General features: G+C 38.9%; 7 protein-coding genes. 5 read left to right on the top strand and 2 right to left on the bottom strand.

The window, feature by feature from the left end:
- The first annotated feature begins 166 nt into the window (after positions 1-166).
- Positions 167-1,168 (top strand): ABC transporter substrate-binding protein, encoded by a 1,002-nt coding sequence (locus MKY17_RS01915; RefSeq protein ID WP_098373513.1) that lies wholly within the window; start codon positions 167-169, stop codon positions 1,166-1,168.
- Positions 1,169-1,272: 104 nt separating this feature from the next.
- Positions 1,273-2,994: an ABC transporter ATP-binding protein gene (locus MKY17_RS01910; protein WP_098373512.1), complete on the top strand. Its 1,722-nt coding sequence runs from the start codon at positions 1,273-1,275 to the stop codon at positions 2,992-2,994.
- Between the two features lie 107 nt (positions 2,995-3,101).
- On the opposite strand, the gene pbp4b is transcribed toward MKY17_RS01910, so the two are convergent.
- Positions 3,102-4,475 carry a penicillin binding protein PBP4B gene (pbp4b, locus tag MKY17_RS01905; RefSeq protein ID WP_098373547.1) on the bottom strand — a complete coding sequence of 458 codons (1,374 nt, stop codon included), beginning with the start codon at positions 4,473-4,475 and terminating at the stop codon, positions 3,102-3,104.
- An 829-nt stretch (positions 4,476-5,304) separates the two neighbouring features.
- On the opposite strand from pbp4b, the gene MKY17_RS01900 reads away from it, so the two are divergent.
- Genes MKY17_RS01900 through MKY17_RS01890 form a run of 3 tightly spaced genes read left to right on the top strand, consistent with a single transcriptional unit; the run spans position 5,305 to position 9,201 of the window.
- Positions 5,305-6,873: a spore germination protein gene (locus MKY17_RS01900; RefSeq protein WP_098373510.1), complete on the top strand. Its 1,569-nt coding sequence runs from the start codon at positions 5,305-5,307 to the stop codon at positions 6,871-6,873.
- A gap of 26 nt (positions 6,874-6,899) precedes the next feature.
- Positions 6,900-8,003: a spore germination protein gene (locus MKY17_RS01895; RefSeq protein WP_098373509.1), complete on the top strand. Its 1,104-nt coding sequence runs from the start codon at positions 6,900-6,902 to the stop codon at positions 8,001-8,003.
- Positions 7,987-9,201: a Ger(x)C family spore germination protein gene (locus MKY17_RS01890; protein ID WP_098373508.1), complete on the top strand. Its 1,215-nt coding sequence runs from the start codon at positions 7,987-7,989 to the stop codon at positions 9,199-9,201. The genes MKY17_RS01895 and MKY17_RS01890 overlap by 17 nt, the downstream gene beginning before the upstream one ends.
- Positions 9,202-9,583: 382 nt before the next feature.
- Here the strand turns inward: MKY17_RS01890 and MKY17_RS01885 are convergent, their stop codons facing one another.
- The gene (locus tag MKY17_RS01885; protein WP_098373507.1) at positions 9,584-12,769 is read right to left on the bottom strand and encodes a biotin/lipoyl-containing protein; all 3,186 of its coding nucleotides are present in this window, start codon (positions 12,767-12,769) and stop codon (positions 9,584-9,586) included.
- Positions 12,770-12,783 lie beyond the last annotated feature (14 nt).

The raw sequence follows: 12,783 nt of genomic DNA, 5'->3' as shown, positions 1-12,783 counted from the left end.
ATCTATCTTTGTTTTTGAATTCATCTTAACAACTACTCTCTTTATAGTGAAAATGCCCAAAATAACGATTGACAATGAGTGGTTTCTATAATTAAATTAATTGAAATTGAAATCGATAATCATTATCATCCACGGTATATTTTATCATATCTTTAGGAGGATTCAAATGTATAAAGTGTTGAGCACAAAAAAAATGTTACAGGCGATGGGCGCTGGATTATTAGCCCTTTCCTTAGCTGCCTGCGGTGACGAAGAAGCGACGGATAGTCAATCTTCTACAAATAAAACAGATCAAACTTCAGCTAAAGACCAACAAGCAGAAGCCAAAACAAGAACCTTAACGGATGCAATGGGGAACAAGGTAGTTGTCCCAGCTAATCCGAAACGTGTCATCGCTACATATCTTGAGGATAATCTTGTCGCTCTTGGGATAAAGCCTGTCGCTCAATGGAGTGTGAAAGATGGGGCAAGTATACAGGGGTATTTACAAGACGAACTTGATGGAATTCCTACCATTCCACATGACCTCCCTTTTGAAGCTGTTCAAAAAATGGAACCGGACTTAATCATCATGGACTCTGCGAGCATGGTTGAAGGTGGAAAGTATGAGCAATATAATAAAATCGCCCCTACATATGTAATCGGAACCGAGGTAAACAATGACTGGCGTGATGAATTGAAGCGCGTTGGAGAAGTATTTGGGAAGGAAGAAGCCGCTAAGAAGGCTTTAGAAAAGTATGATGCTAAAGTTGTAAAGGCGAAAGAAACCTTAAAAAAAGAAACGGATAATCCTTCCGTGGCAGCCGTTTGGCTAGTCGGCGGTAAATTCTTTGTGGTAAGCGACAACCTATCCAGCGGAGCTGTCATGTATGATGATTTAGGCTTGAAAGTTCCGGCTGTCGTAAAGGAAATATCCGCTAGTGCAACAGGAAACTGGAGCGCCATCTCTCTAGAGAAGTTAGTGGAAATGGATGCCGATCACCTATTCTTGATCAATAGTGATGAAGCCACTGGCTCTGAAGCCTTGAATGAGTCTTTATGGAAAAGCATTCCTGCTGTAAAATCCGGAAATGTTCATGAGTTTTCTGCTGATGAAAGCTGGTTATACACTGGTGCAATCGCTAATGAACAAATCATTGATAATGTTTTAAAAAGTTTAGTGAAATAATAAACGAGGCCATCACAGACAGTGATGGCCTCTGCCTGTTTCCCCCATAAGGGGACCTATTTCGATTCATGTATAATGAAATCAAGGAAAAATGAGGTTATATCATGTTGACTGTTATCAAGCGTTTCTTAAATTATTATAAACCTTATAAAAGGCTATTCATTATTGATTTTTCATGTGCAGTTTTAATTGCCGTTTTAGAATTGGTCTTCCCTCTGGCAGTAAACCGAATAATAGATGACTTATTACCATCTAACAATTGGAAATACATAATTATTGCTTGCATAGTGCTTCTTTCCATCTACTTATTAAGTACTCTATTAAACTTCATCGTTTCTTACTACGGACATAAACTTGGTATAAATATCGAAACGGATCTTAGGGAAAATCTATTCTCCAAGCTTCAAAAGCAATCCTTTAAATTTTTTGATAATAATAAAACAGGACATTTAGTATCCAGGATGACGAATGATTTAATGGATATCGGGGAAATCGCACACCATGGTCCAGAGGATTTATTTATAGCGTTCATGACCATTTTTGGCGCCTTCTTTGTCATGTTTCAAATTAATTGGCAATTAGCCATTATCGTATTTACCGTCGTTCCTTTTTTAATAATCTTATCCGTTTATTTCAGCCGTAAAATGACAAGGGCTTTCAAAATGATGTTTGGTGATATCGCGAATTATAATGCCCGTATCGAAAATAATATTAGTGGCATCCGCGTTGTCCAATCCTTCACTAAAGAAGCTCATGAAATTCAGTTATTCAATCGCAGCAACTCAGAATTTCGCCTAACAAAGCTACTTGCTTATAAAATTATGGCGTGGAGTACATCCATGAACTTCATACTTATGAAATTAGTCGCCTTAACCGTGTTAGGCTGCGGAGCATGGTATGTCATCCATGGAAAAATGACTTATGGGGAATTCGTGGCATTCATCATGCTATCCAATATCTTCATAGCACCAATCAAACAAATCAGCTCGATTTTGGAAACCTTGCCAAAGGGTTATGCAGGGTTCAAAAGATACCTGGAATTGGTTGATATGTTTCCAGATATTCATGATGTCAAGGATGCGATCGAAGTTGATCATGTAAAAGGTAATGTAGTTTTTGAAAATGTTTCTTTTGGCTATGAAGCGGACAGAACGATACTGAAGGATATCTCATTTTCCGTAACGGCAGGTAACACGATTGCATTGGTAGGTGCTTCAGGCGGCGGTAAAACAACATTATGCAGTTTGCTGCCCCGCTTCTACGATATCCAGTCAGGAAGTATTCAAATTGATGGCATCGATATCAGGGAATACAAATTGACTTCATTAAGAAAACATATCGGCATCGTACAACAAGATGTCTTTTTATTTGATGGAACGATTCGGGATAACATCATGTACGGCAATACCGAGGCAACCGAAGCCCAATTGACCCAAGCCATCGAAGATGCTCAATTAAATGACTTGATCGAACAATTGCCCGAAGGCTTGGATACGTTGATTGGAGAACGTGGAGTGAAATTATCAGGTGGGCAAAAGCAGCGTGTCTCGATTGCCCGTATATTCCTAAAGAATCCACCGATATTAATACTCGATGAAGCCACTTCCGCACTAGACACCGAGACCGAAAAAGCAGTTCAGAAAGCATTGGAACGACTCTCGATAAATCGGACTACACTTGTCATTGCACATAGATTAGCGACAATTAAACATGCCGATCGCATCATCGTTGTACAAAATGGGGAAATCATCGAACAAGGTGCCCATGATAACTTGCTCCATCAAGACGGAGCATATAAAAATCTGATTCTTGCCCAAACTGTATAATTTCAGCTCGGAAACCAACAGCGGTCAGACATTCTGCCATAATCGATTACAAGAAAAAAGACCTCCCAACATGAACTAATGGGAGGTCTTCAACTTTTTGGTGATATTCATTCATTCGTTTCCAATGCTTCATAAATCGCAGTCACAACACTTCCATAGCTTCCTGTTTTGAAGAGGTCGCCAAAAAACTGATTGGAATTGGCTACAGGGTTAACGAGCGGAGAGTGCTTTTTATTAGTAAGTAAAACAATTCCTAAATCCATCTCCGGATCAATGATCGTTACCGTCCCAGTCCATCCAGTATGACCGTAGGCACTGTCGCTCGCATAAGGGCTGAACATCCACTCCATGCTAGCATCGCCATTTCGTCTCCACCCAAGTCCATATGTCGGATTCATCGCGGAAGGTGCGACGAATTCATCGATGGTTTCTTGATTAAACAACATATGTTTACCGTATCCCCCGCCATTCAGCATCACCTGCAGGAGGACGGCCATATCTTCCGTATTCGAGAAAAGACCTGCATGCCCTGAAACGCCCCCCATCGAATAAAAGGCTTTTTCATCATGTACTTCCCCTTGAAGTGTGTATGTGCGAATGTTAGGGAAATCTATCACGCCGTCCCGGGTGTTACCAAGCAATTCAGTTGCAGCAAAATCCATTGGCTTAAAGCCCTTTTGAAGAGGATTGAACTTTGTATTTTTCAAACCAAGCGGCTTGTACAATTCATTTTCAACATAGGTGTCAAGCCGCTTACCCGTTATTTCTTCAACAATGGCGCCAAGCAGCATATAATCGACATCACTGTATACATTCTGTGTTCCGGGTACATATGTGAGCGGTGTTTTGGAAATGAACTCGATGGTTTTATCCCGTTCCTGAGAGTAGAGTTCTTTCGAAACCTTTGGATTATGATATTGCGGATCAGGTCTAAACCCTGCTGTATGATGGAGAACATCAATAATCCTCAGATTATCCTTTCCTTTGATCACATCCTCCTTTGTGTCTTTGAATTCAGGAATGTATTGCTGGACTCTTGCCTGGATATTTAACTTGCCTTCGCTGACCAATTTCTGAATGGCAAAATTGGTTGCATACATCTTCGTGTTTGAAGCAAGGTCAAATAACGTTTCATTTTCCATTTTCCGAAACTTCTTAAGAGGTGTATGTTCATTATATTTCTGTTTGTACCCGTAGCTTTCATTTTTAACGATTTTTCCGTCCTTTATGACAATCAGGGCAGCACCAGGGAAACCGGCAGCCACCTCCATTTCAATAAGCTGATCCACCTTTTCCAGCTTTTCAGACGAAAAGCCCGCTTCTTCAGGTTTTTTTGCTTTCTTTAACATGGGATACTGGCTGGCAGTTTCCTTACTAAAAGCGGCTTCAAGATTTGGATTTTCATTAGCGAAAGACACGGATGGTGCTAGTAAGGAAAGAGCCAGAATTGAACTAAGTGTGCAGCTTGTCCATATATTCATCATTTTCCACCCCTTTAAAATCGCACTTTAGTAACTAAGGAACAAATTTGCCTTTTGACCCATATCGAAAGATAATCTTCTCATTCATTCCGTTCTATTTTTTAACCAGGCATCACAATCCTATAAAGCGATCATCGTGTATCCTTTTCCGTTCCGGGTAGCGATTGGGTATCTTATTCTTAAGTTGATAAATGCGGATATTTCCCAAAGTTAGCTAACATTTACCAATAATTCTCAATTTTCAGTATATATGATTTTGAACATCATTTCAATTTGATATTTATATTTTTAAAATTACATTTCAAATCTTGAGCATAAATCTTCTCAATTTCAACGAGGAAAATCCGATTATTAAAATCATTAATTAAAATGCCCAGTAAAAGCACTGATAAAAAAACACCCTCTTTTTTACTTTCTAAAAACTTCACTAATACATTCCAATAAATTGTTCACGATTCATGTTCATTAAATCTCACCATGATCATTCGGATAAGTACCAGAATCGATTTCTCCTCCTTCTCTCCTCCACTATGTTCAAAATCACTTTTTCTACATAGCTAATACTAAGTATAAGGTGATGTAAAACGGGTAATGGATTTTAACTTCATTGCATAAGAAACACAGAAAATATTAATACTATTTGAGAAATAAAGGAATTTCACAGATTTTTAGCTGCTATCTGAGACAAGTATAGGGGGATGAAAATGTGGAAAACGATTGTTTCCTACCTTCCAGAATGGCAGGTTTTTATACAAGCTTTTATTGTGTTTTTTATACCGTATTCAATCAGCAAATTGTTTAATTGGCTTCGTACCTCAAAGGATGAGTGATGATGATGAAAGAGTGGAAGTTTGGTAAAAAAGGAAAAGGTACTGATAAAGACAAACAAGAAGCAACTACCTCCCAAGATGCAACGTGTCAGTTAACAGATAATTTTAATTCCAATCTTGAATGTGTTAAGCAAGAAATTGGCCATAATTGGGATGTGCATTTTCGGGAATTTAATCTAGGGCGTACCGGTATACGGTCAGTTATCATTTTTGCGGATGGACTATCGGATAAAGATCTCATTGATAAACATATTATGACATCATTGATGGTTGATTTTTCAGCAGAATATAAACAGGAGCTTCCTTACACCAAAGGAAGCATTTCAAAAGAATTCATAAAAAATGAAGTATTATCTATTAGTGAAGTAGAAGCAGTACGTTCCATTAAAGAGTTAGCATCTAAAGTACTAACAGGTTCTACCGCTCTTTTAATTGATGGATCAATGGATGCGCTGATCCTTGGAACTACAAAACTTAAAACAAGGACGATCGAAGAGCCGGTATCCGAGGCATTAGTCAGGGGTCCACGGGTCGGTTTCACTGAGTCATTGAGTGATAATACCTCTTTTTTAAGGGGTAGTGGTGAAATCGAGAATTTATCGTTAGTAAAATTCCAAGTAGGAAAGCGTTCAAAAAAAGACTTGGTGGTCGCTTACATAAAAGATATTGTTGATCCCGAATTAGTTCAAGAGGTAGAAAACCGAATTAAGAAGATCGATATTGATAATGTGCCGGAATCAGGTTATGTAGAGCAACTTATCGAAGATAATTACCTTAGCCCTTTTCCGCAGGTACAGAATACAGAGCGTCCCGATCGCGTGATGGCAGCTTTGATGGAAGGGCGAGTGGCCATCTTATTAGATGGGACGCCATTCGCTTTGATCGTTCCGGTTACCTTAAGCATGATGTTGCAATCACCAGAAGATTATTATGAAAGATGGATCCCTGGCACATTCATCCGTATGCTTCGTTATCTCACAGTTCTTCTAGCTCTTTTTACACCGTCTTTATATATAGCTTTCATCTCATTTCATTCAGGGTTGATTCCGACCAAACTGGCCATCTCCATTATAGGAACCAGGTCTGGGGTTCCGTTTCCGGCACTTATCGAAGCATTATTTATGGAAATATCCATCGAAATATTGAGGGAAGCAGGACTGCGATTGCCTAAGCCAATCGGTCCCGCAATGGGAATTGTCGGCGGTCTAATCATTGGGGAAGCTGCTGTACAGGCAGGGATTGTTAGCCCTGTTTTGGTCATTGTAGTAGCGTTAACCGCTATTTCATCATTTTCTATTCCGCACTATAGTATTGGGATTACATTACGGATTCTGCGTTTTCCAGCTATGATTTGTGCTGCCACATTTGGATTATACGGGGTCATTCTCTTTTTTCTTTTCATGACCAGCCATTTAGTGAAATTAAAAAGCTTTGGTGTGCCTTATATGAGTCCAGCCGTTCCTTATCGCTTAAGTGAGTGGAAAGACTTGATTGTTCGCATGCCACTTATGATGATGAAACGCCGTCCAAAGATGATGCATACCAAAAACCCCATACGTAAAGGATAACCTATTGATGAAAGGGTGGTTAAAGAATGATTCTCAGTCCGAAAGACAAAATTACAACTCCTCAAGCAGCTGTCATCGTCATCAACTTCATACTCGGCACAGGATTACTCACCCTACCCAGATCATCTACAGAGAAGGTACATACACCAGATGTATGGATAAGCGTTATTTTTGGCGGGGGTATCGCCATAATCGCGGGGGTGATCATGGTCAAATTAAGCCAACAGTTTCCCGAAAAAACCTTTTATCAATACATCAATGATATTGTCGGAATATGGGTGGGTGGGTTACTCAGTTTAGTTATAATCTGTTATTTTCTTATGACTTCCGGGTTTCAGCTCCGTTCAATGGCGGAGGTTGTAAAGTATTTGCTTCTGGAAGGTACCCCTACATGGGCAATTATTATGATGTTTATGTGGGTGGGTCTCTATCTGATCATCGGCGGCATTAACCCGATTGCCCGTCTTTTTGAAATTATTTTACCTTTGACAGTTATCCTTTTTTTGGTGGTTGCCTTTATGAGTATTAAAATATTTGAGATCGATAATCTGCGTCCGGTATTAGGAGAAGGAGTTATCCCTGTACTTAAAGGAGTAAAAACAACGGCTCTCGCTTTTACAGGGCCTGAAATCATGTTACTGCTTCTTCCGTTTATGAATCAGCCAAAAAAAGCAGTAAAAGCCGTTCTTGTTGGAGTTTCCATTCCATTGATTTTTTACGTGATAACGGTCGTAATGGTTATCGGGGCATTATCTATTGATGGAGTGGTCACGAGAACATGGCCGACACTTGATCTTATTCGAAGTTTTGAAATCTCCGGTTTGATCTTTGAACGGTTTGAATCTTTTTTGCTCGTGGTTTGGATCATGCAAATTTTTTCCACATTCACCATAACATTTTATTCGGCTGCTTTAGGGCTGGCTCAACTTTCAAAAAAGAGCATTCACCCATTTATGTTTGGGTTGCTTCCAATTCTCTACATCATTGCAATGGTTCCGAAGAATATCAATGACCTCTTTAAAATTGGAGATTTCCTCGGCAATGTCGCACTGTTCTTATTTGGTTTACTCCCGCTCCTCCTGCTTATTATCTCAAGAGTAAAGGGGGGAAAATATGAAGCAAACACATAAAAATATCCGGCCTCTCTTCGTTTCCCTTTCCTTTCTTTTGCTCTTATTTCTTACAGGATGTTGGAGCAGTCATGAAATTGAAGAGCAAAGTTTAGGAATAGGTTTGGCATTTGATAAAGGCAAGAAGACCTTCATTGATAAAGAGTTAAATGAACAAGGAGAAGGATATTTGAGAAAAGACCTGATAACTTCAACCTATCAAATTATCACTCCACAAGTAGCAAGTTCAACAACGAAACAAGCCGGACCACAAAAAAAAGCTTATGTTAATGTTTCTCAAACGGGGGATTCCGTCCTTCAAATGACTCGTGAATTATCATTGAGAAGTGAACAGCCCTTAACCGCTCACCATATGAAAGTGATTGTTATCAGTGAAGAGCTTTCAAAGTCGTATGGTTTGGAACAATTACTTGATCTTAATCTTCGTGATAATGATTTTAGACCAAGCTGTCTTGTGCTCATCAGTAAAGGAAGAGCAAGCAACACACTGGAAACAAAGACAGCAGGCGAAATCCCAGCGTTTCGTCTGGTTGGCATTGTGGAAAATGCCTATCGAACAGCGAGAATTTTGCCTCCTATGCCGCTTATTAAAATAGAAAGTAAGATCAAATCAGAATCTAGTTTTCTGTTGCAAAATGTACTATCAGTGAATGGGGAAGTCAAATTTGCGGGAGCTGCCGTGATCGATGGAAAGACACACAAAATGACTGGTACTTTGAATGAGGAAGAACTGGAGGGCGTAACATGGATTACAGGTAAGGGAAAAGGCGGTGTAGTGAAAAGCTTTGATGAAGAAACTGGTCAGCTTATTGTGTATGAGATAGAGTCCATGAAAAGCACTATTATACCTCGAGTTAATGGAAACAACATCTCTTTTGATGTAAACATTGAATCAGAGGGAAGGCTATCTGAAACTTGGGTGGATCTGGGAAATACTTTTAAAAATGAGTTTCTAAAAAAAGCAGAAAAATCCTCTGAAAAAGAAGTGGAACGCTTAGTGAGAAGTGTAGTAGAAAAAATGCAAAAAGAATACCAAGTGGACGTTGCTGGCTTCGGAAATCGATTGAGAATTGAGAAACCTAAAGTTTGGCAGAAGGTCAAAAAGGATTGGGACCAAACATTCAGTGAAACCCTGATCAACTACAATATTAAATTAACGATTAAAGATTATGGAACATCAGGAGGATTAAAGAAGTGAACCCTCAGGATAAACACATAAGAGCTTTTAGCATTAAATGTTGAAAGTGAAAACTTTTTTTAACATTTTAAAATACCAGGGAAGCGATTAAACGGTGCCCATGGAAATACAAATAACGATGAGCATGAAAAAGCCTCCCACAGTAAATTGTGGGAGGCCTTCTTAAAGTGAGGTATTTTCCACTCATGGCCCTTCTTACATAAAACCTTAACCGATGGACCAAGTGGGACATCTTCCATTTATACCACTCAATTAAAACATAACTTCTTTATCTATTCATATCCTAAATTTATTTATCAAAACCGGCTCTTGATATATTCATTTGAATCAATCAAACCCACAAATGCCCATACAACTGAATTATCCCTTTCCAATCGGAAAATTAGTTTAATTCCACTTTAGTAATTTCAGATAAATAAACCCCATTTATAATCGTGCCTTCGTCTGCAACAACATATTCAATAACAGTCGGGCTTATGGTTCGAATATAAACAAAAGCTGAATCATCTACATGCTCAATTCTAAGTTTTTTCCTCTGTGCCTGCTTAATATCAAGCTGGTTGGTACTAGCTTCCGGCAGGCTTGTGTAATAAATTTCAAAATCTTCTTCTGACGCATCAATGAAAAGATGCCATTTGTTATACTCTTCTTCTTGATCAATCACTGTTTTTAATTTCCCTTTTCTCCCGATGCCAAGAAAATACTTGAACTTTGATTCACCATTGACCATATCGCGGTCAATAACTTTTATACTTCCGCCTTTTCTACTTTGTACAAGTCCAAAGGCAACGCCTGTTTTTCCTGTAGGGGCTGTTAAAATATCTCGGTTAACCACTCTGTTTCTCTCTTGTTGCTTTAAATAAGCGCCTTCCGTCCCCAGCGGTGGGAGAATCTCAAAAAGATTATCAGACACTTCTCCCCAGTTTTGAGTGTTCTGTACTTCCCTTTCAATCCATTTATTAAATAAATTCATAACGACCGGGGATTTACTTGAATTACCCGCAAGCAGTATATTGACTTTCTTAATATTACTGGGTTCCAATCGGGCAAAAGCGCGCCTTAATGACTCAAAGAAATTTTTAATGCCTTTTTCAATTCTTTCCTCAATCAGTTGTTCCATTTCATCTTGATCAATCAAAAGTTCCACATTGAGTTTTGCGTGGCCGGCTTTGTCAAACAAGTCTGCCCGAATCATTCCTTTTCCAAACTGTTCTTCATACCGTTCATGTCTTTCCCAAAGCGGCCTTAATTTTTCTACCAATTGTTTCGTATTTAAATAGGATTCTTGTGACTCATTAATCAGCGTTTCACTTCCGGGAAACTTCACACATTCTGCTGGGAGAGTAAAAGGAATATTTAGCTCACGCATTGTTCTTTGGTTGTTTTTAAACACTTGGAACGCCAAAAGCTCTAGCATGTTCTCTCCACCTAAATAACGGTCCCCGCCCGCAGCAAAATGCTCAATGACATAATCATATCTGCTTTCTTTCAGGCCTGCTTCACGCCAAATACCAAAATCAAAATCTGTCGTTCCTCCACCAAAATCAAACACACCATAGTACGTTCTTTCATCCTCTTCCGGTTCAAACCCGTATTCCTGTAACGCACAAACGGCATAAGCAGCAGGTTCGCTCGCCCCAGCGGTGACACGAAACTTTTTCATTAATTCTTCATCCTGCTGAATCGGCATAGGAAGCGTCTTTTTTAACCCACGCTCAAAACACTTTAGAATTTTTTCTCTTACCTCTTTTTCATACGTCACCGGGAAAGATAAGGTGTAGTCCAGGTATATCCCATTGTTCTGGTTATTGATATACAAACCGAGGTAGTAAGCGTATAACTCAATCGGGTTGATGTCCTGATCGGTTAAATCCAGAAAGGAACGCAGTACAACGGCATATCCCCTCTTGTCTTTTAATCGGAGTTCGTTTTTCTTTTCTCCAGCCCACTGCTTTAGATTATTCAATATGGAATAATAATGGTCACTCTTTCCATTCATCAAATTGTTAAGAGCATTGTGGGAAACCGTCACATCCTGCCACCTTGTATCTGGTCTTCCTTCCTTTTCTTGATAAAGCTCCAGGAAATGTTCTAAATCAATAAATTCAATCACGGTTGGATTTTCATAATGCCAGTCTTGTACCTCCGTGTTAAGGTAGCCAACCCCAATACGCATGGGAAGAGTAAAATCACTTTTCTCTTGATGAACTACCACTGTACTTTTCGTTCCAAAATCAATGCCAACTATGCCGTCCTCCCTAATATCCATTTTAGGGTTTCTGGCCATTATTTCTTCATTCAGTTTTATCGTTAAAGGTTTTTCATCAGAGAGGACAGGCCATAAATCCCAATGTCCTCGGTTTGGATCTGTTAGCATCTTTTCATCATATGTATCAATATCAGCTCTTACTTTTTCAGAGTTTAAAAGCTTCTCATAAAACGTCTTGGAATCGATAGCGATTGATGGCAATTCTTTTAGAAAACTTTCATGATCTAAACCCTTTAATTGATACAATGCCAGCAAATAATCATACTCCTTCTGGCGTTCTGCGCTTAATCCACTTGGTACCAATCGATTTTCCAGCCAGAGATGGAGAGCCATTTGATCATTGATTCCAAAGGCATTTTCCCCATTTAAACGGAAAACAGGAACGAAAAATCCTTTACCTAGCAAATTATTTTTTTGATTTACTACATCGAAACTTTGAATGTCGTACCCGTTGAATTTAAACGCTATTGATTTAGAAGAGTTAGCCGTTTGATTGGCAAATATCCTTGAAATGGAAGGATTTTTACTCGTGGAGTAATCATCTAAAGCTATTATTTTCTTATATATAGGGTGATCGGTTGTATTGAAACTTTTGGCAGCTTCTTCCCGAGTCATGGCATCACCTTTAAAACCGGAAACGTCCAGATGCTCTTTGTAGTCAAAATCTTCGTCCATTAATTCATAGTATTTTCTATAAGGAAATAAAGCTGCAATGTTGTGATCATATATAACATTCCCGTTATTCATGTAAACCCATCTGGAACGGAGCATCTTTTTAATGTCTTGAAAGAAGCTCGCTTCATCTTTAAAAAAGGTTTCTTCTGCACTCTGATATAAATGGCTGATTAAAGATCTCACTTCTTTATAAGTCATTGAAATGGTAGAGACCGGAACGGTTTGGGAATCAGGTGATAATTGAACCTGCTCTTCGTTCTTATTCATTAAGTATATAGAACTGTCTATGTTATTTTTTTCAGCTAAACTTGTTACGTTCTCAAGGGGCTCTTTATCTTCTATCATTTCTTGTTTTTCAACTTCTATTAATAATTCTTCTGAAAGAGCTTCACCAGAATCCAAATAACATATCAGATCACCAATCTTGACTATAGTGTCCTCCGCTACATTCAATTCTTTAAGGGTACCTTCCTTTTCTGAAAAAAGGTCAAATTCGATCCCCTCACAGCTGAATTTGGCTAAGCTTTCGCCCACCGTAATATAATCGCCCGGCTGTTTATACCATTGCATAAGAAGGATTTTTTCAATGCCTTCTTCAATCTCTGGGATAATAATCGATGTCATTGTTATTTCTCCTT

The sequence above is a fragment of the Peribacillus sp. FSL P2-0133 genome (assembly GCF_037975445.1).
Classification (GTDB): Bacteria; Bacillota; Bacilli; order Bacillales; family DSM-1321; genus Peribacillus; species Peribacillus simplex_E.
This window is presented reverse-complemented; position numbering and strand designations above follow the sequence as displayed.